General features: G+C 39.7%; 17 protein-coding genes. 7 read left to right on the top strand and 10 right to left on the bottom strand.

What is annotated here, in order from left to right; genetic code table 11:
• Window positions 1–168: 168 nt before the first annotated feature.
• The gene (locus tag B3209_RS02200; RefSeq protein WP_296665343.1) at window positions 169–660 is read left to right on the top strand and encodes a hypothetical protein; all 492 of its coding nucleotides are present in this window, start codon (window positions 169–171) and stop codon (window positions 658–660) included.
• A 67-nt stretch (window positions 661–727) separates the two neighbouring features.
• A complete protein-coding gene (locus tag B3209_RS02195) occupies window positions 728–2,443 on the top strand; it encodes a carbon starvation CstA family protein (protein ID WP_296689721.1) in 1,716 nt (571 codons plus the stop codon).
• Between the two features lie 251 nt (window positions 2,444–2,694).
• Here B3209_RS02195 and B3209_RS02190 read toward each other — a convergent pair whose 3' ends face one another.
• Window positions 2,695–3,840 carry a hypothetical protein gene (locus B3209_RS02190; RefSeq protein WP_296665347.1) on the bottom strand — a complete coding sequence of 382 codons (1,146 nt, stop codon included), beginning with the start codon at window positions 3,838–3,840 and terminating at the stop codon, window positions 2,695–2,697.
• A gap of 140 nt (window positions 3,841–3,980) precedes the next feature.
• The gene (locus B3209_RS02185; protein ID WP_295795808.1) at window positions 3,981–5,405 is read right to left on the bottom strand and encodes an ATP-dependent 6-phosphofructokinase; all 1,425 of its coding nucleotides are present in this window, start codon (window positions 5,403–5,405) and stop codon (window positions 3,981–3,983) included.
• Window positions 5,406–5,545: 140 nt separating this feature from the next.
• On the opposite strand from B3209_RS02185, the gene B3209_RS02180 reads away from it, so the two are divergent.
• Together B3209_RS02180 and B3209_RS02175 are read left to right on the top strand one after the other, a co-directional pair.
• Window positions 5,546–6,127, top strand: coding sequence for a LemA family protein (locus B3209_RS02180; RefSeq protein ID WP_295795810.1), 582 nt, complete (start codon window positions 5,546–5,548; stop codon window positions 6,125–6,127).
• A 15-nt stretch (window positions 6,128–6,142) separates the two neighbouring features.
• Window positions 6,143–6,940, top strand: a complete 798-nt coding sequence (locus tag B3209_RS02175) for a TPM domain-containing protein (RefSeq protein ID WP_296665349.1) — start codon at window positions 6,143–6,145, stop codon at window positions 6,938–6,940.
• 98 nt (window positions 6,941–7,038) lie between these two features.
• On the opposite strand, the gene B3209_RS02170 is transcribed toward B3209_RS02175, so the two are convergent.
• The 4 genes from B3209_RS02170 to B3209_RS02155 form a co-directional block, all read right to left on the bottom strand.
• Window positions 7,039–8,229 carry a protein-glutamate methylesterase/protein-glutamine glutaminase gene (locus B3209_RS02170; protein WP_296665351.1) on the bottom strand — a complete coding sequence of 397 codons (1,191 nt, stop codon included), beginning with the start codon at window positions 8,227–8,229 and terminating at the stop codon, window positions 7,039–7,041.
• A 29-nt stretch (window positions 8,230–8,258) separates the two neighbouring features.
• Window positions 8,259–9,080 (bottom strand): CheR family methyltransferase, encoded by an 822-nt coding sequence (locus B3209_RS02165; protein WP_296665353.1) that lies wholly within the window; start codon window positions 9,078–9,080, stop codon window positions 8,259–8,261.
• Between the two features lie 118 nt (window positions 9,081–9,198).
• A complete protein-coding gene (locus B3209_RS02160) occupies window positions 9,199–10,197 on the bottom strand; it encodes a LysM peptidoglycan-binding domain-containing M23 family metallopeptidase (RefSeq protein ID WP_295795820.1) in 999 nt (332 codons plus the stop codon).
• Between the two features lie 8 nt (window positions 10,198–10,205).
• Complete coding sequence (locus tag B3209_RS02155; RefSeq protein ID WP_296665355.1) at window positions 10,206–10,811, bottom strand: RlmE family RNA methyltransferase; 606 nt, start codon at window positions 10,809–10,811, stop codon at window positions 10,206–10,208.
• Between the two features lie 192 nt (window positions 10,812–11,003).
• Between B3209_RS02155 and B3209_RS02150 the strand changes: the two genes are divergently transcribed.
• A complete protein-coding gene (locus B3209_RS02150) occupies window positions 11,004–12,941 on the top strand; it encodes an AMP-dependent synthetase/ligase (protein ID WP_296665356.1) in 1,938 nt (645 codons plus the stop codon).
• Here B3209_RS02150 and B3209_RS02145 read toward each other — a convergent pair.
• The 4 genes from B3209_RS02145 to ptsP are packed head-to-tail and all read right to left on the bottom strand — an operon-like array spanning window position 12,938 to window position 17,912.
• Entirely contained in the window at window positions 12,938–14,299 is a 1,362-nt protein-coding gene (locus B3209_RS02145; RefSeq protein ID WP_296689719.1) for a small ribosomal subunit Rsm22 family protein, read from the bottom strand. The genes B3209_RS02150 and B3209_RS02145 overlap by 4 nt on opposite strands.
• The gene (locus tag B3209_RS02140) at window positions 14,299–14,634 is read right to left on the bottom strand and encodes a MerR family transcriptional regulator (RefSeq protein ID WP_295795827.1); all 336 of its coding nucleotides are present in this window, start codon (window positions 14,632–14,634) and stop codon (window positions 14,299–14,301) included. The genes B3209_RS02145 and B3209_RS02140 overlap by 1 nt, the downstream gene beginning before the upstream one ends.
• On the bottom strand, window positions 14,634–16,187 hold the full coding sequence (der, locus tag B3209_RS02135) for a ribosome biogenesis GTPase Der (protein WP_296665360.1): 1,554 nt from the start codon (window positions 16,185–16,187) through the stop codon (window positions 14,634–14,636). The genes B3209_RS02140 and der overlap by 1 nt, the downstream gene beginning before the upstream one ends.
• A gap of 15 nt (window positions 16,188–16,202) precedes the next feature.
• The gene (ptsP, locus tag B3209_RS02130) at window positions 16,203–17,912 is read right to left on the bottom strand and encodes a phosphoenolpyruvate--protein phosphotransferase (RefSeq protein WP_295795831.1); all 1,710 of its coding nucleotides are present in this window, start codon (window positions 17,910–17,912) and stop codon (window positions 16,203–16,205) included.
• Between the two features lie 129 nt (window positions 17,913–18,041).
• On the opposite strand from ptsP, the gene B3209_RS02125 reads away from it, so the two are divergent.
• A complete protein-coding gene (locus B3209_RS02125; protein ID WP_296665363.1) occupies window positions 18,042–20,012 on the top strand; it encodes a GGDEF domain-containing protein in 1,971 nt (656 codons plus the stop codon).
• Window positions 20,009–20,503 (top strand): hypothetical protein, encoded by a 495-nt coding sequence (locus tag B3209_RS02120; RefSeq protein WP_296665365.1) that lies wholly within the window; start codon window positions 20,009–20,011, stop codon window positions 20,501–20,503. The genes B3209_RS02125 and B3209_RS02120 overlap by 4 nt, the downstream gene beginning before the upstream one ends.
• Window positions 20,504–20,595: the final 92 nt, after the last annotated feature.

The raw sequence follows: 20,595 nt of genomic DNA, 5'->3' as shown, positions 1-20,595 counted from the left end.
AACCCCTGTTTCTTGATTTTTTAATTTGTAACCCCAGAAATCAAGAAAAAACTTAAATAATATTAAACTATATTAAGTGTTTTGAAAAGTAAAAAGCAAAAATTTGTTGCAACATTTTACAAGCCGATATATAATAAATACTGAAATTTCTTTAACGAGGCTTCAGAATTGACAAAAGAAAGCTGCCTTGAATCTGTTTTGCTTTCATATAAAAAATACTACGACGTTTCAAAAAATCCATGCGGAACTTTTTGCGCAACTGCGGAATTCCATTCGCACGAAGAACAGTATTTTTTAACAAAGTCGGCAAGAATTGCAGAGGTGGATTCAAATGAATATGTCTACTTTGCGCTTGAAGAAAAACTTTCATTGCAAAAACTCAAGGAACTTTCAATTTCGGCCTGGGCAGACGGCCTTTCAAAAGTAAAGCCTTTTTACGGTCACAAAAATTCAGACATAAGCCTGATTGTCATTGCCAGTTCAGTTGAAAAAGACGCAGCCAAGGAAGCAAAAAAAATCAAGTTGCACAAGTCGTACAAGCTTTCATTTTTTGGCTGGAGCAGCTTCAGTCTGATTGTTTACGATCTTTCAGAAAGAAAAACTTGGTTCAACTGGCACGGAAGAAATTTGCGCAGTATTTTTTCTAAAATGCCGCTGTAACTTTTAAGCAAATTTTGAGTGGGCTTCAAAACTCATTCACATTTATATTTTTTTGGAGGCACAAGAGATGGCTGCTTTACTGATTATTTTAGCGGCGCTTGTTCTGCTTTTCTGCGGATACGTTTTTTACGGTTCGTGGCTTGCAAAACAATGGGGAATTGATCCGGCGAAAAAAACACCGGCGCAGGAAACACCAGACGGAGTTGACTACGTGGCTGCAAAACCGGCAGTTCTTATGGGACACCACTACTCTTCTATCGCAGGAGCAGGTCCAATCAACGGACCTATACAGGCGGCGGTTTTCGGATGGGTTCCAGTATTTTTGTGGTGCATAATCGGAGGCATTTTTTTCGGCGGAGTCCAGGACTTTGGCTCTCTTTTCGCATCTATAAGGCACAAGGGAAAGTCCGTAGGCGAAATCATCAACGACACGATGGGAGCAAAGGCAAAAAAACTCTTTATTATTTTTGCGCTTCTTGTTCTTATTCTTGTAATCGCTTCGTTTGTAAACGTTGTAGCAGGAACATTCTTTACTGTGGCAGGAAGCCCTGTAATGTTCGGCTTTGTTTCAAATCCGACAAACAACCAGACAACCGCAATGATTTCAATTTTATTCATTGTGCTTGCCGTTATCTACGGAATCATTACAAACAAATGCGGACTAAAAACACTTCCGGCTACAATCCTTGGAATAATTGGAATTGTGATTGTTACAATAATCGGGCTTAATGTTGGATTCGCAATGAGCCGCAACGCCTGGATTGTTTTTGTCGGAGTTTACATAGCTGTAGCTTCTCTTGTTCCAGTGTGGATTATGCTTCAGCCGCGCGACTACCTTTCAAGTTTTTTGCTTTACGCCATGATGCTTGTTGCCCTTGCAGGAATTTTATTCAACGCATTTAAAGGAAGCTCTGCAATCGCATTTTCAATTCCAGCGTTCACAGGATGGAAGACACAGGCCGGATTCCTTTTCCCAACGCTTTTTATAACAGTAGCTTGCGGTGCCTGCTCTGGATTCCACTCACTGATTGCAACAGGAACAACTTCAAAGCAACTTGACAACGAAAAAAACGCAAAGCCAATCGGATACGGCTCAATGCTTATTGAATCCGCGCTTGGAATAATCGCCCTTATTTCTGTAGGAGTTATCTGGAGCCAATGGAAGCAAGGAAAATTCGGTTCACCTTCTGCGGCGTTCGGTGCTGGAATTGCAACACTTTTTGGCAAAGAAGGAAGCGGAATTTACAACACAATAAACGCTCTTCTTACACTTGCAGTTTCTGTATTCGCCCTTACTTCGCTCGACACAGGAACAAGATTGAGCCGATTTATGTTCAGCGAGCTTTTCCTTAAAGACGGAGAATTTTCTTGGAAAGACGCAAAGGGAATCCGCAAAGTTCTTGCAAATCCGTTCTTTGGAACAATCTCAATGGTTGTAATCGGAAGCGTTCTTGGCGGACTTAAGCTCAGCCAGATCTGGGGACTTTTTGGAGCGGCAAACCAGCTTTTAGCAGGACTTGCGCTTATGGCGGTTGCGGCTTGGCTCGGTCAGGCAGGAAAAAACAACAAGATGTTCTTTATTCCAATGGCATTTATGCTTGCGGCGACTTTGACAAGCCTTGTTCTTACTGTATACAAAAAGATTGCGGCAATGGTTCAGGGTGCGCAAGGTGCTCTTGCCTGGGGAAACTGGTTCCAGCTTGTATTCGCAGCGGCAATGGCAGTTCTTGCAGTAATTCTTGTTATTGAAGGAATCCAGACATTTAAGAAACAGAAAAAATAGCAATGTATCTGAGTTACACAGCGTAATGTGCAGCTCTCATACATTATAATGAAAAACACAGTATCAGTATAATGATAGTCCGTCTATCATTATAGTGGTAAGCATATTATCAAGCTAATGATAATCCAGACGTCATTATGCTGACGTAAAAAACATTAAGAAAGGCTGCCAAAACAGGCAGCCTTTCTTGTTATGTGATTTATTAATTTTTATTTCAAATTAAAAAACAACTACTTAACAGCACTCAAATATTACCAAGCAACACGCACGCTGACCGCCGCAGAAGGAATCTTTGATGCAATATCGTAGCTTCCGCTTACACTAAGGTTTAGGAACAGAAGGTCAAGTCCGATTCCTCCAAAAACCTGTGGATAAACAGAAAATCCAGAAGAGCTTCCACTGAATGAGCTAGGAAGAATTCCCCAAGTCAACGCATCTGCAACGCCATCGTAATAAGTATCACTTTCTTCTGCAATAATGCTTGCCCAGTCAGCCTTTACCTTCCAGTCAACAGATGTCTTTGAGAACAAGGCGCGTCCACCAATAAACGGAACAAGGCAAAGCACCTTGATAGAAGCCTGTGTGTTTACCATGAATGTTGTAGACTTAAAGTCAAGACTAGCTTTTGCACTGTCATCGTCTACATCAACACCGCCTTTCGTGTAATAAAATCCGGCTCCAACAGACCATTTTGGACGCATGAATCCACCCTGAAAAATCGCATAGCGGATGTCTGCTCCAAGAGTAAAGAAGTCGATTGCAACAGGATCAATAGCTTCGTCAACTGCGCCTATTTTTGAAGTGTCAATTGACATTGCAGTAATGCCAATATCAAACGGAAGAATTATTCCGCCAAGACGCGCATCCACAGTAATTGTCGGGAAAACAAGAGTGTCGTTTATATCTTTTACGTCATCAACACCAAGCGCAAGGGCAGCATCTTTAAGCGTAGAAACGTCAAGGGCTGAAACTCCGGCGTTAACACCAGCGCCAAAGTGAAATCCCGGGAAAATCTTTCCAATCCAAGCTTCCGCATAAACATTCTGCTGAGTCTGCGAGTTCGGAATAACATCCGCAAGGTCATCGCAAAAGTCGTTAAGTCCGTTTTCTGCAACAGTAAATGGAGAGTCTGTCGGAATGTACTTTTTGATGTTTACATAGGCTTCATTTACCTTGTCAGCGGCATTAGATATCTGACTTTTTTTAACACCGTTTTCACGCAACGCATTGTTAATTTCATCAACTCTTCCAGAAACCATATTATAAACATCATCTGGAATATCGATTGTAATTTCGCCGTCTACACCTTTTACAGTAAGAGGCTTTGCAAAAAGTCCTGAAGCCGCAAATGCAAAGGCAAATACCATTGCAGCAACCCGTTTAGTTTTCTTTACCATAGTAGTTCTCCTTAGATTCTGAAAACAAAATCTTCTTCATTTATAGCATATTATTCTATGCAAGTCAAAAAAAATGAGCTGCCGCACAAGACTTTTCAATCTCGGCAAGGCAGCCCGTTTATTCAGCAAAATATTTTAATTTAGCTGTTTTTCATTCCGTTGACTTTTTCAAGGCGGGCGAGCGCTTTTGCTTCTGCCTCGTCAGCATCTTTCTTAAGTTTTTCTACAACAGTGTTGATATTGTTCACCATATATACAGGCTGCAAAGTAGCATCCAGACAGTCGCGCCACAATGAGCTTTCCGGGTCAACAATGTTTCTCTTCAAAGTTGCCATTGAAATTGGAATGTGAACATATTTGTCATGCACAAGTCCAATTACAATCTTTGTTTTTCCTGCCATGGCCGCATGAACCGCATTGTTTCCAAGACGCTCACAATAAATAGAATCATTAGCAGTTGTAACAGCCGCGCGAACTTCATATCCTGGATCAATGTACTTAAGATTGATATGGATTTTCTTTGAAGCGAAATATTCAGTGATTCTGTCGCGGAGGTAAACACCGATGTCCGCAAGTTTTTTGTTTCCAGAAGCGTCAGTCTGATTTGTAGAAGTCAAAAGCTCTTGTCCAGCACCTTCTGCAACAACAATTACAGCGTGATGACGTTCGTTCAGACGTGCTTCAAGATGGGCAAGCAATCCGTTCGGTCCGTCCAAGTCAAAAGGAACTTCCGGAATAAGGCAGAAATTAGCTTCGTGGCTTGCAAGGGCAGTCGCAGTCGCAATAAATCCAGATTCGCGTCCCATAAGCTTTACAAGACCAATTCCGTTAATTTGAGAATGCGCTTCCATGTGGATTGAATTTACGGCCTGAGTAGCTTTCTGAACAGCAGTTTCAAATCCGAACGAGCGGTCAATAAACTGAAGGTCGTTGTCAACTGTCTTTGGAATTCCCACAACTGAAATTTTAAGTCCGCGACGGTCAATTTCGTTTGCAATATCAAGCGCGCCTCTCTGGGTTCCGTCTCCACCGATGATAAACATCATGTTGATTCCCATGCGCTCAATGGAATCTACAATGTCAGAAGTTCTGTCTCCGCCTCCGCGTGAAGTTCCAAGGAAAGTTCCGCCGATTTTATGGATTGCATCAACATTGTCCGGGTTAAGGTCGATTGTATCGTATCCCTGCTCTGCAAAGAATCCTTTATAGCCAAATTGAATTCCCTTGATTCTGCGCACACCGTAGCGGTTCCAAAGACAGCGGACAACAGCGCGGATTACATCGTTAAGTCCAGGGCAAAGACCTCCGCAAGTGCAAATTCCAGCTGTAACGTGAGCCGGATTAAAATAAATGTATTCACGAGGACCTGCTTTTTCCATGAACTTGGCTTTGTCATCGCAATCCTCTTCAACGCCTTTATAGACATTCACCTGGCGGCGAACATAAGAATTGTCTGTAACATAAGCTGCGCGGAAATTTCCGTGCTCCAAAGAAAGTTCAATAGGAGACTTTACTTTGCATTCTCCCAAGTTTTCCACTGAAAAATCATATTTCATTGTTGCCATAGCAAACCTCGTACCGTGAAATAAAAAAGCGTAAAACACGCTCTTATAAAGATACTTTCAAATAGTAAAAAATTCAATATAGGAATAAAAGAAATTACCAAACTTGACCAAAAAGCGTTTTTTGCGTAGTTTTCTATATTATGAGAAAAACTTTTTACACTTTAGCGGCATTTTTTTTGTGCCTTTTTGCATTTTCAAGCTGCGGATACAACGGACTCATCGACAAGCGTGAAGCAGTTGAGCAGCAGTGGGCAAACGTAGAAAATCAATATCAGAAACGCTCTGACTTAGTTCCGAATCTTGTGGCAACTGTAAAAGGCTACGCTTCGCATGAAGAAGGTGTTTTCACACAGATTGCAGAATCCCGCTCAAAACTCGGCGGAACTGTAAACGTTGACATAACAGACGATCCTGAAAAATTCGCTCAGTTTCAGGCTGAACAAAACACTTTTTCTGCAAGCATAGGGCGCCTTCTTGCTCTAACAGAAAGCTACCCGGAACTCAAGGCGAACGAAAATTTTCTTGACTTGCAAAGTCAGCTTGAAGGAATTGAAAACAGAATTTCCACGGAGCGCAAAAGATACAACGATGCAGTAAGTGAATACAACAAAGCAATTCAAAAATTCCCAGGCGTTCTAACAGCAAAAATGTTCGGCTTTACAAAGAAAGCTTATTTCCGTTCAGAAGAAAAAGCCGCAAAAGCCCCGGAAGTTTCGTTTTAATTCGGAAGCTAAAAAATGAGCGCATCTTTTTTCGACAAAAGCAAACAGAACAAAAATTTCATCTGGATTCTTGCTCTTACATTTTTCATTGTAGCGTTTCTGTCGTTTTCAGCAAAAAGCAAGAGCGGACAAACCAAAGCAACTTTTAGCAATGAAGCCGACGGAATATATAAACCGGTTTTAGACAACGCAGGAATTTTTTCCAAATCGGAGCTAAGTCAGCTTGAATCTTTCATTGCAAATTTAGAAGAGCGCACAGGAATTCAGATTGCAGTCATTGTTGTAAAAAATTTAGGCGAAGAAGACATTGAATCATTCAGCATGAAACACGCGGAACAATACAAGCTCGGTCAAAAAGGAACTGACAACGGGGTTCTGCTCACAGTCGCCATGAAAGAGCGCGAAGTAAGAATTGAAACTGGATACGGCGCGGAAGGAATTCTTACAGATGCAGTTTGCGCGCGCATAATCCGCAACAAAATAACACCGCTGTTTAAGCAGGAAAAATATTTTGAAGGAATAGAAAGCGGAATTAAAGCCATTGCTTCTGTTTTAGCAAGCGATGAAACAATGACAGAAAACCAGCCTCAAGCGGAAAATTCTGCGGAAGAAGATGAAGAGGAAAGTCTTTTTTCTGTCCTTGCTTTTGTCTTTTTTGTAGTGCTTATTTTTGTAATATTTGGGCGCGGAAGAAACCTTTGGCTTTTGCCTTTTATTTTTGGCGGAGGAAATTCCAGCAGAAGGAATTCAGACAGCTTTAGAAAAGGCGGCGGCGGAAGTTTTGGCGGCGGCGGAGCTTCGGGACACTGGTAAAACAATTTTTTTTAATTACAACTGTCATTTTCTTGCTTGACAAGGGAATCTTTTATAAAGTTAAACAGATCTTCAGTTCAAGGCTCGAAGATGACAAATTATTTTCCGTGCTCTCTTACAAGAGTGTTCATTTCGTTTGCCATGCTTTCCAACGAAACTTGCTTTTGGACAGCGCCAAGCTCATAGGCAACACGAGGCATTCCATAGACAACAGATGATTCTTCGTCCTGTCCCAAAGTCCAAGCACCCTGCTTTCTCATTTCCGCAAGCTGAGCAGCTCCATCGCGACCCATTCCAGTCATTATAACGCCCAACGCTCTGTTCTGGTAAATTTTCGCCACGGATTCAAAAAGCCAGTCTGCAGAAGGCCTGTGCCCATTGCGAAGATCTGCGCTAGAAAGCCGAATTACATTGCACAAAGTTGATTTTTCCACAACAATATGAAAGTTTCCAGGAGCAATATAAATCTGTCCAGGATGAATTTCATCTTTGTCTTCCGCCTCTTTTACTGAAAGCGGACAAATTTTATCCAAGCTTGCGGCGAATTCCTTTGTAAAACCTGCCGGCATGTGCTGAACAACAAGTATTGGCCGTGAAAACTTAGGATCAAGATGCGCAAAAACTTCTCTAAGAGCGTTAGGTCCGCCAGTAGAAATTCCTATGGCAACAACTTCAATTCTGCCGGGCTCTCTAAGCGGAACAATAACGTCCGGTTCCTTTCTTTTTGAAGTAAATAAAACTGGCGAAAAAGTTTCCTGCGATAGAGCCGCCGGAGCAATTTTATCTATGATGCCTTCTTTTTTTGCAGCGGCTTCTGCTTCACGGAGTTTTGCCTGCTTTACAAAAGTTTCTGTTAATGGAATATTTTTCCCGTTTTTGCGGGCATATCTTCCGCCGTAAGAAGCAATTTTTTCAATAATCGCGCTTGAAACTGAAGCGATATTGCTTGAAACAGAGCCGGAAGGTTTTGTAATAAAATCACTTGCACCAAGCTCAAGGCACTGCATTGTTACAGCCGCGCCTTTTGTTGCTATAGAAGAAAGAATTACAACAGGAATGTCCATGCCGCGTTTTTTGCGCTCTTCCAAAAACTGAACGCCTGTCATTTCAGGCATTTCTATATCAAGAAGAATCAAATCCGGCTTAAGAAACGGAATCTTCTGAAGCGCGAATTTTCCGTTCATTGCAGTTCCGCAGACTTTCATGCCTTCGGTTTCGTCTACAATTCTTGAAATAAGATTTCGCATCAACGCTGAATCATCGCAAACAAGTACTTCAATATTGTCCATCACAAAATCTCCGCAGGAAAAATGCGGGCTTATTTTTCATTCTTCTGATAAAGGCAAGCCCACGGTGTTTTTAAAAATTCAAATTTTGTGTCCATTCCAAAAAGGCTTTCAGAATGTCCAATAAAAAGATAAGAATGACGAGCCATTGACTTCCAAAAATTGTCGATTGTTATTTTCTGCGCCGCCTCATCAAAGTAAATAAGAACATTTCGGCAAAAAACAATGTCAAAATTTCTTGCGCCCATATCAAAGCGCAAATTGTGGTAGTCAAATCGGATTGTCTTCATAAGTTCTGGCTTAACCTGATAGCCGCCTTCAACTCTTGTAAAATATGAAGCAAGGTAGTTCTGCGGAATTCCTGAAATGCGTGAATCCGGGTAAAAACCTTTTTGCGCTGTCATAAGGGATTTAAGAGAAATATCAGAAGCAATAATTTCAAATGTATAAGGAGCCGGAAGCTTGTCCTTTAAAAGCATCGCCAAAGTGTAAGGTTCTTCGCCAGTTGAACAGCCCGCGCTCCAGATTCTGATTTTGAAATCCCCGACAGTTTGTTTTTTATCTTCAATAACATGAGGAATTACGTAATTTATAAGAGCATCAAAATGCGGCTGGTTCCTAAAAAATCTTGTAAGGTTAGTTGTAATGCTGTCAAGGAAAACTTTAAATTCCTCTTTATTGCCAGTTATCAAACGGTAATATTCCTGAGGATCTGTTAGATTTTTTTCACGCAGACGTTCCTTTAATCTGCTGTCAAGAATCGAACGGTTTGTCTCTGAAAAAGTTATTCCGCTTGCATCGTAAATGAGTTTTCTAAATTCATTGAATTGTATATCTGAAAGCAAATCTGCCATAAATCAAATTATATAATTTAATAAAATATTTGTAAACTGAATTACAGCAGCATAAACTTACAGCATATAAAAGCTGGCTAAAGAAATTTTTAAATCCAAACGAACTAAAAAAAATACCTTATTTCCACAAATTCGCAGGATTTATTGAGCGACCGTTTTTGTAAACAGTAAAATGCAAATGAGGACCTGTGCTCATTCCAGTGCTTCCGACCTTTCCTACTTTTGTATTTGTGTCAACGAATTGTCCTTTTCTTACAAGAATTTCGTTCATGTGTCCGTAAAGAGTTTTGTAGCCAGAATGATGCGAAACAATCACATATTTTCCATATACTGCATTATCTCCGCAAACAGAAACTACTCCAGGAAGAGCCGCATAAATAGGAGTTCCCTTCGCACAGGCCATGTCAATTCCGCCGTGAAACGTTCTCTTTGAACTATCAAAAGGACTTGTGCGCCAGCCGAACATAGAAGAATAATAAAAGCGTGTCTTAAGCGGCTTTGTGAACAAGTCCCCGTTGATTTCCTGCCGTGTAACCCAGTCAAGCTCTGCATAAGGAACAAAAAGCGATTTTCCAGCTGAAAGTTTTTCAGAAAGTCCAATGTTGTTTACTGAAGAACATTTTTGAGCGTCAACATTGTATTTTTTTGAAATCGACTCAACAGTTTCGCCATCTTCCCTTACTGTATAAAGAATTCCAGGCAGCGAAGGAATTTTTAAATACTGACCTATCTGAATCAAACGTGAAGCATGAATATTGTTTACGCTGATTATCGTGTCCTGAGTAACACCGAATTCATCCGCAATAAAGCCAATCATGTCGCCCTTTTTTACGCGGTATGAAATATATGAAAGCCCATTATCGTTATATTCAGGCTGAACAGGAATGTCTTCGCCGGAAAAAATTTCACTTGAAATATGAGATGAAGAATTTGAGTCAAATCCGCCTTGACCGCTTGAATTTTTAAAATGAACAACGCCAAATGTAATTCCCGTTACAAAAGCCGCAATTCCTGCAATAGAACAAGCGCAAGTCAATGTTAATTTTAAATATGATTTCATTTTTAGAGTTTTACTATAGCACATATCATCTGAAAACTCAATTTTATTTTTTTTCATAGCAGCCTCTAAATTTTTTTGTTCAAACCGATTAAATAAGTTTCAAAAGATTCTGTGCGGCAGGCTTCCGGCTTGAAACCTTTTGCCTGTGTAAAAATTTCGCGCATTTTCATAAGAAGTTTCTGCTGATCTCCGTTCTGAAAAATTTTCACACAGAAATTTCCGCCAGTCTTAAGCATTGCACCCGCATACCAAATTGCCATTTCAACAAGCGCCTTTGAGCGCAAAGTGTCTATAGTGCGGTTTCCAGTCGTCAAAGGAGCAGCATCGCAAACAACCAAGTCGTAAGGTCCCTGCGCTTTTATAAGATTCCGAATTTCCTCGCTAAGCAAATCGCCCTGAAAAAAAACAAGATTTTCAGCCTTGACATCTTTCGAAAGAGGATTCAAATCTACGGAAACAACTTTTCCAGACTGCTTTATATTTCTTAAAAGCCAGACCGTCCAGCTTCCCGGGGCTGCCCCCAAATCAAGAACAATGGAACTTTTTTTAAGCATTCCAAATTTTTCATCTATTTCCTGAAGCTTATAAACGCTTCTTGCAGGATAGCCTTCCTTGAAAGCTTTTTGAGACCAGTAATCGGGCTTTTTGTAAAGATTCTGTTTTGATGGCATACGTTGATTTTCGGAAAAAAAACAAGATTTATTAGCATTGTTGAAGAAATAACACATATAAAATTGCGACTATTTATTATAAAATTCTGTCTTTTTTATAAAAAATTTATACAAATTTCTTTAATTTTCATTGTAACTCTTTTTTTTTTCACTTAAACTTACTAAAAATCAAACACAATCAAGCAGGTCTATATGAATTACAAATTCGGAGATACACTTCCAAAATTAGTCAGAAAAAGCGCAATCCAGTGGCCTGAAATTTCAGCGCAGCTTTCAAGAACAAAGTCAGGCGAATACAAAGAAATAAATTACCACGATTTATTTGAAAATGCCATGGACTTTGCCGGCGCGCTTTTGGACATCGGTGTAAAACGAGGGGACAGAGTCGGACTCATCGCTGACAACCGCGAAGAATGGGAACAGGCAGACATCGGACTTCTTTCAATCGGAGCAATAGACACACCGCGCGGACTTGATGCAACAGAAACAGATCTTGCTTACATTCTTTCTTTTTCAGAAGTTGAAATCACAATTGTTGAAAACGAAACACAAGTAAAAAAACTTTTGAATATAAAAAAATCAATTCCAACACTCAAGACAATAATTTCCTTTGAAGAAGTTTCCGAGGACACAAAATCAGAGTGCGAAAAGAAAAACGTTGCTTGCCTTTGCTTCAGGGATTTGCAGAAATCAGGACATGAATGGCGCAAACAGCATCCAGACGCAGTTGAACAGGAGCTTGAAAAAGGAAAGCCAGACGATCTTGCAACAATAATTTTTACAAGCGGAACAACAGGAACTCCAAAAGGCGTAATGCTAAGCCACGGAAATATTCTATGCCAGCTTGACGAAGTTACAGAGAGAATATTTTTAAATCCTGGGGAGCGCGCATTGCTTGTTCTTCCCGTATGGCATGCTTTCCAAAGGGCCGTTGAATATGTAATTATCGCTCAAGGCGGAACTCTTTGCTACAGCAAGCCGATTGGAAGCGTTCTTCTTCAAGATTTGCAGAAACTGGATCCTTATCTTTTGCCGGCAGTTCCGCGTGTCTGGTCAGCAGTTTATGACGGAATCTGGCGCAAAATGAGAAAAACAGGCGGAATCGCATTTGCGCTCTTCAGATTTTTTGTTGCGGAAGCATTATTGTGGAGCAAAATTGACAGAAAGCTAAGAAGAAAAAACACCCGGTTCGGTCCAGATTATCTTGGCTTTTGGTGGCCAATTCTTGTATGGCCGTGGCTGCTTCTTTATCCGATAAAACTTCTTGGAAACCTGCTTGTCTTTAGAAAAATCAAAGCGATGGTCGGAAAAAATTTCCGCTCCGGAATTGCAGGCGGCGGAGCATTTCCTAAAAATGTTGACTCATTCTTCTGGGCAATCGGCGTAAACATTCAGGAAGGCTACGGACTTACAGAAACATCTCCTATTATAAGCGTCCGTCCGATTGCAGATCCTATTTTCGGAAACGTTGGAACTCCTTTGCGCGGAATGGAAGTAAGAGTTGTTGACGACGACGGAATTATCCTTGGCAGATGCAAAAAAGGAACTCTCCAGATAAAAGGCGCTTGTGTTATGCAAGGCTACTATAAACGCCCGGATTTAACAGATAAAGTTATGACCGTGGACGGCTGGTTTGACACTGGCGACATTGCAATTCTTTCCGTAAATAATGAGATTCAACTTAGAGGACGAAAAAAAGACACAATAGTTCTTCAAGGCGGAGAAAATATTGAGCCGCTTCCAATTGAAGCTAAAATAAATGAATCCAGATTTATTTCAACTTCTGTTGTATTCGGAACAAACGAAAAAGGAATCGACCAAAAATATCTTGTAGCGCTTATTTTGCCAGATCAAGATGCGATTGAAACTTATGCAGCAGAAAACGGAATCACTTTTGGCTCCTATGAAGAACTTGCAGAAACTGAAGCGATTCAAAAACTTCTTGAAGGCGAGGTATTTGAGTCAATCAGCGCAAAAAATGGATTCAAGTCTTTTGAACGCATAAACAAAATCGCAGTAATAACCAAGCCTTTTGAGGTTGGAGTAGAACTAAGCGCAAAGCAAGAAATGATGCGCTATAGGGTTGCAGATATTTACAAAGATAAACTTGCAAAACTTTACAAAGACTAAAGTTCCAAAATATAAGCTCCTGATTTTGAATCAATCGGGAGTTTTTTTTGCGGATTCAGCACTCTGATTTTTTGTCCGCTCAAAAACTGCTGTGAAGTCACAACAAGCAAAAGTCCTTTTTCTGAGCAAGCGTAATATCCGCTTCTTCCGCCTGGAAGTTTTATAAGTTCGCTTGTTATTCGCATTGAAATAAATTCTTGCCTTTCATCTGAAAAACAGTTGCATCCATTTATTTGTCCGTCTTTTGATTTTTGAAACGCAACAAAAGAAAGTACTGCCCTTTCCTTTGGAAGCTCGGATTTTTCAGAAAGCCTTTTTAGTTCAGCGGGGGCGTCATCTGTTTTAAAAGCATAGTTGCACCATTTGCCACCTTTTTTTCCATCCATGGGACACTGGCAAAAATGCGTGCAAGGAGAAACTGGAAAAAATCCGCGCCGCATAAAACTGTCACGCATTAAACTTACAAGCCGCGCTGAACGCGGATCGCCTGGCTCTACAATAATATACCGCGCATTTTCATTTTCAAATTTTAAATATGAAAGAATTTGTTCTGTATATTTTTTTGCAAGAAAATCCGGCGGATTCTTAAAATCATCACAAAGCTCATTGAAAAGATTTGCGCTTATAATAAAATCCGCTTTTTCCCTTACAGATGAACCAAGCTCGCCTTTCACACGGACAATTTTCCACGGCTCGCATTTTAAACGCGCGGCAACTGACAAAAAAATATTTTCACCAAAAGCCAAAGCCTGCTGTGAAATGTCAAGGCAATAAAAAGTAATATGTTTTTTTCTAAGCTCAGGACGAGACAAAAAAAGCGCAAGAGGAACAGTAAGAGGTCCAGAACCAAGATCAAGAAAAACAGAAGAATCTTTTACATCAAAAAACTTTTTATCAATATTTGAAAAAAGCCGAACAAGCCGCACAAGATTCCACCAAGTATAATAATGAACATACGCGCTCAAAAGAACAGTCTGATTCATATAGCCAAGCCGACGCTCTCCACGTTCATCCGTAAGAAAATGGCTAAGGCTACGAATTTGCTTTGGTAGCAAAAGTTTCTGCTTGGAATTAAGCGGATGCGTTGACTCAACAACTTTGTCAAATTCTTCAATTATTTTTTTTGCATCTTCTGGAATTTTTTCAGCAGAAAATAAATCTTCCAGCGGCTTTATAAATTTGGATTTTTGAAGAGAATGAATTCTTTTTGAACTTAGCTGTTTTTTTTCAGAAGCATTGTTTTTCTTTGAATTCTGCTTTTCAAGAAATTCTTTTTTTCTCTGTTCAGATTTTATTTTATCCTTAAGCTTTATTCCCTGCCGTTTTTCGTACCACTTAAGTTGAATTTTATCTTCCATTAATTTTCCTCTTGCTTCTTGGCTTTTTGAATTTCAAAAAAAAGCTCGCTCAAATCCGCCCGAATTTTTCTAATTTCCATTACAGCATCTGGATTGTTCTGAACATTTTCCGCATCTTCTATAATCTGATTTTTTGCGCCTTCTATCGTAAACTTTTTTACATAAATTAGATATTTCAGCCTTAAAACAATTTCCACATCACGCTGCGAATAAATTCTTCGGCCGGAATAATCTTTCCGCGGAGCAAAGCCTGGAACAGTTTCTTCCCAATAACGCAAAACGTGCGACTTAACCCCGGTAATTTTTTCAACTTGCCCGATGCTGTATTGCGCCATCAGCGTTCCTTTTCATTTTGTTCAGTTCTGTTCTGCCACTTTTGACGGCTGGCTTTCATTTCAATTTGAACCGGAATGTAATCAAAGCCCAAGTCTTCGCGGATTCTATTTTTCAAGTAAGTAACATAAGTCAAAGGAACATTGTCTGGCCGGGTTGCAAAAATCAAGAAATTTACAGGATTAATGCTAGTCTGAGTCATGTAGCGGATTTTAAAATGAATTGATTTTGTTGCTGGCGGCGGATATTTAAACAGCCAGTCTTTTAACGCTGCATTCAAAGATGCAGTGTCAACTTTGCGTGTAAGCTGGCTATAAATTTCCAACGCAGTGTCCATAAGATTTTTTATACCGTCATGGTTTTTCGCGCTCAACGGAATAATCGGAGCCCAGTTCATCTGACCAAACATTGCCTGAATCCATTCTTTTGTTTTCTTTACAGTTTTATTTCCCTGGTCTTCAAGCAAATCCCATTTATTCAAAATAAAAATAACACCGCGACCTCTTTCAAAAGCAAGCCCTGTAATTTTTTTATCTTGTTCCGCCAACCCCTCAACCGCATCAACCATAATAAAAGCAATGTCGCATTCATCCAATGTTTTTATGGCGCGGTTCACGGAATAATATTCAACATTTTCTTTGACTTTGGATTTTCGCCTTATTCCGGCGGTATCCAAAATCTGAATATCACGTCCATTATAACGGAAACTTCCTTCAACAACATCACGAGTTGTTCCTGCGTAGTCACTCACAATAGAAGATTCCGTATGGGTAAGAGCATTGCTCAAAGTTGATTTTCCAACGTTAGGTTTTCCAAGAATAGCAATGCGTATCGGTTTCTCTTCTTCAGAGCCTTCAGTTACTTTTGAAAAATCAAGTCCTTCAATCATTTTTTCCTGAAGAACATTCAGACCATCGCCATGAAATGCAGAAATAAGCGAAATGTCTTTAAATCCATACTTCATGTAGTTGTAGGCAAGATGCTCATTTTTTCCGCCTTCGGTTTTATTGACGGCAACAATCAATTTGTCGGAATAACTTCTAAGCAAATGAATAAGCTCTTCGTCTTCGGAATTAATTTCAGTCGCATCAAGAAGCAAAAGAATTCTATCTGCTTTCTGAAACATGCTGACAGTTTTTTCCACAACAAGATCATCCATTTCACTTTCACGAGATTTAAAATTCCGAGTAAGTTTGTATCCGCCCGTATCCATAAGATGAACTGGAAGCCCTGACAAAAAGCAAGTTCCTTCAACAGGATCACGCGTAACTCCGGGAGTTGGATCTGTGATGGCGCGCTTTGTATGCGTAAGAGCATTGAACAAGGTTGATTTTCCAACATTAGGACGACCGGCAATTACAATCAATGGAAGATTGTTATATATTCTGTCTGGGAAAAATTTCTGGCTGCGTTCTTTTCTGCGGCTTTCAATTTCTTTTTTTACAGAAGAATTTTCTTCATCTTTTTTTTCTTCTGCCTGCTGAAGTTCAAGCACATCTTTTTTTTCTGGCTTTGGTTTTGAAAAATCCGGCTTTTTCTTTTTATTTTTTTTCATCTGATTTCCTGAATTTTAAAATACTGAACGGTTCGAAAGATTCTCAAGTTCCTTTATTGAAAAATGAGAAAGCATTTCCTTGATAACTGGAATTTGCTTTGGAATCATGCTTAAATTTCTAACGCCCATTCCGGCAAGAATAACAGCGCTTTCTTTGTTGCCTGCCATTTCTCCGCAGACAGAAAGAGGAATGTTGAATTTTTCAGCATTTAAAATTGTATTTTTTATCATGCGCAAAACGGCAAGGCTAAATTCATTGTACAGCGGATTCACAGCTTGATTTTCACGGTCAACGCCAAGAACATACTGGGTCAAGTCATTTGTTCCAAGCGAAAAAAACTTCGAGTAAGGAGCAAGGCAGTCCGCGCAAATTGCAGCTGCGGCAGTTTCGACCATTATTCCAATCGGAACATCTGGATTAAAAGGAATGTTGTCTTCTTTTAGAGAAATGCGAATTCCTTTTGCAATTCCAAGCGCAGTTTCAACTTGAGAAACATCAGTAATCAGCGGAAGCATAATTCTCAAATTTCCGTAGACGCTCGCACGATACAAAGCCCGCAGCTGAGTTCTAAAAACAGAAGGACAGTAAAGAGACATTCTTATTGCGCGTAATCCCATCAGCGGATTTTTTTCAGAAAAGGCAGGAATATCAGAGCCTTCAACAATCTTGTCTCCGCCCGCATCAAGAGTTCTTATAGTAACAGGTTTGTCACCCATTATTTGCAGGACACGCTTGTAGGCTTCAAACTGCGCATCCTCGCTCATGGAATTTGTGTAAGAAGACGAAGACTGCTTGCTGAATTTTTGCGCGGAATTCATAAAAAGAAATTCTGTTCTAAAAAGTCCAATTCCGTCTGCGCCATTATCCAACGCAAGCTGAGCTTCTTCCGGAGTTCCAATATTCGCATAAAGTTTAAAAATAGTTCCGTCTTCAGTTGCCGCAGGAACATCCTTGAATTTCTGAAGGTTGACTCTATATTTTTGCTCGGAAACAATTTTTGCATTTGCGCTTGTCAAAGTCGCCGCGTCAGGCTGAATTATAAGTTCACCGATGTTTCCATCAACAACAATTGTTTCTCCATTTTGGGCAAGATTCGCCGCATCTTCAATTCCAACAACAACAGGAATTCCGTAGCTTTTTGCAAGAATGGCTACGTGGCACGCGCTGCTTCCTTCTGTAAGAGCAAGCCCGGCAATTTTCCGTTTTCCAAGAATTACTGTGTCGCTGGTTTTCATAGAGCGGCCGATAATAACTGCACCGTCAGGAACAAGCCAAATGTCAAACGGATGATAGTCAAGCAAAATATCAAGGACACGGTTAAAAACATCTTCAATGTCCTGTGCGCGCTCCGCCAAATATCCGTTGTGGCTGTTACGAAGCATATCCGCATATTCCCTGACTTTAAAATCCAAAGAATATTCTATATTAAGCAGCTTTTTCGAAAAGAAATCCTGAAGCTCTTTCATAAAAACAGGATCTGAAAGCATAAGCTGGTAAGTTTCAAGAACTTCACGCTGATCCTTTGTAATATCCTCGCTCGAAAGAAAATCAGAAAATTCTTTTTGAACTTGAGAGCAAGCGTCAGTCAACCTTTGCCATTCAATGTCAACTTCCTGAGCTGAAATTTTTCTTTTGGGGATTTTTCGTTCCTGCTCATCTGGAAGAACAAACGCTTTTCCAATTCCGATTCCTTCGGCAGCAGAAATACCAAGGATTACATTCATTCTGATATAATAACGTCAAACAAAATGATAGTCAACTTTTAAGGAAATTTCAAAGTTGACCAAACAAAAATTCGCAGAAAAAAAATCTTTATTGCCTACAGAAATATTATCTGCTATAATTATAATGTTATGCGTCTAAGGAAGAGAATTGCAATCATAGTTGACTATCTTGAAACAGAATACACAAACCGCGCAGTTGAAGGAGCGCAAAATTTCCTGAAAAAACATAATGCGGAGCTTGTTGTCTTTCCAATCGGAACAATGAACGCCGTAAATTTCAACTATGAATATCAGAATCTTGCTATCGCTTCCCACATAAATTCCAACAATGTTGACGGAATGATTTTTTTAACCTGCACACAGCTCAACAATGTTTCAACTGAATATTTGCGGATGTACTTAAAGTCATTTTCTCCGCTGCCGGTTGTTTCTGTAGGCTGCGAATTTGAAGATATTCCAAGTATAACAATTTCCTGCAAACGAAGCATGTGCCAGCTTGTAGAGCATTTAATTTTAACGCACAAAAAAAAGAATTTTGCGCTAATGACTTTGGAAGGCGAATCGCAGGAAGCACGTGAACGTGAAAACGCTTTTAGGCAGACTTTAAAAAAATACAAAATTGAATTCGATGAATTTAAAAAAATTTACGGCGGATTCACTTATGACACAGCGATTTCCGCTTTAAGAGAATACAGAGAAAGAAATGGCAAATTTGACTTTGAAGCAATTGTCGCGCTAAATGACGAAATGGCTTTTGCTTGCCTCGATGTCCTGAAAATGTACGATGTGAAAATTCCACAGGAAGTAACAGTTACAGGATTCGACGATGAAATCAGAGCAGCTTGTGTAACTCCGTCTCTTACATCTATAAACCAAAATGTAGAAAAGCAAACTGAAGCCGCAGCAAAGCTTTTGTACAAAATAATAAACGGCGAAAACACTTCAATAAAAAAGGCCATAAGTTCCTATCCAGTTTTCAGGCAGACTTGCGGATGCGTTTCACCAAAAGATACAACTGGCGTTGGAATTGGAATCAAGGGAAACAAAATTGAAGCTTCCGTAAAAAACATAATGGATTTTGGGCTGAACAAATGGTATGCGAACAGAAATAATTTTATTCAGATTATTCAGCACTACTCAACTTTGCAAGCCGAAATCACATTAGACAGTCTAAGGCAAAGAATAAACAGCGACTTGATTTCTTACGGAATAACTGCGGCGGCAATATGCCTTTTTGAATCTCCAGTTTCAACCGAGCGTTTTGACTTCTTCAAGTTTCCAGATAAGACTTATATTTTTTCAGCATTTGACAAGCAAAACAATTTTATTCTCAGCCACAATTCGGAAAAAATTTATTTTGATCCAAAATCAAAAATGCTCCCTGATGAAATTTTTTCTTCAATGGACGGAATGTATGTTTGCACTTTGTTCAACAATTCGCTGATTTACGGATACATAGTTTACAGACCGGGCGACTACGATTCTTCCGTTTACTCAATGGTTTGCAAAATGATTTCATCCAGCATTGCAAACGCAGTTACTTTCAGCCAGGCAAAAAACAAGCTTAAAAAACTTGAAAAAGACTACAACAAAATCTGTGCAGTTTCTGTTACGGACGAACTTACAGGACTTTTAAACAGGCGCGGATTTATTTCCATAAGCTCAAGGATTCTTGAAACAGCCATGAACAGCGGACAAAGCGGGCTGGTTCTTTTTGGCGACATTGACGGGCTGAAAAAAATAAACGACACGCATGGGCACGCCGCAGGAGACAGAGCCATAAAAAATGAAGCCGCGCTTTTAAAGAAAACGTTCCGCTCCTCAGATGCAATAGCGCGTCTTGGCGGAGATGAATTTGCAATACTCGCAGCAGGACTCAACCAGGAAAATTTTTCAAAGCTAAAAGACAGGCTTCAAGTTTATTGCGATGAATACAACAAAAATTCAGGAGAACCGTTTACACTTTCAATAAGCATAGGCTCAGCTCCATTCGGCGGAAAAAGCGGATACGACATAAATTCCCTGCTTGAATATGCCGACTCAGTTTTGTACAAAGAAAAGCAAAAAAAATACGGATTCAAATTTAAAGGTAGAAAATGAAAATCGAAGCGAAATTTTATTCAGAAAAAAACAAAATTTATTTTTTAAACGGAACTGAGCTTGACACAAAAAATGCAAAGTATATAGAAGGAAAATCCTGCAAAAATGATTCCGAGCCAGACAAAAACGCGCTTTACTCTATAAATGTTACGCAAGAACTCACAGGCTCAGAAGAAAATGCAAATGAAGAATTTCTTGCAGAATTCAGAGAGTGGCTAAAAAAACTTGAAGAAAAAAAATCATTCGCAATAATAATTCCTTCCGCAGAAAAAACTCCAGAAACTCAAGAAGAAAAAGAAATCTTCACGGCAAGTTTCAAGCATTGCGCAAGGCGAATAAAAGACTGCGAAAACGTAATAGGCTTTTCAGTTCCAGAAAATGTTGACCCAGAATTTTTTATATCAGAATTAAAGGCAAAGCACGGGCATTACATTTTTTTTAGCTCGGATGAAAAGCTTATTGCTTCTGATGAAAAAATTGCAAAGTTTTAAGACCGCAGTCTCTAGCTTCAACAAAACATCACTATCTGCAAAATAGCGCAACAGTTTCAAAAGTTTTTCAGTAAATTCTCTTGAACATTTTT

It is taken from the genome of Treponema sp. UBA6852 (genome assembly GCA_002449305.1).
In the GTDB taxonomy this organism is placed as follows: Bacteria; Spirochaetota; Spirochaetia; order Treponematales; family Treponemataceae; genus Treponema_D.
This window is presented reverse-complemented; position numbering and strand designations above follow the sequence as displayed.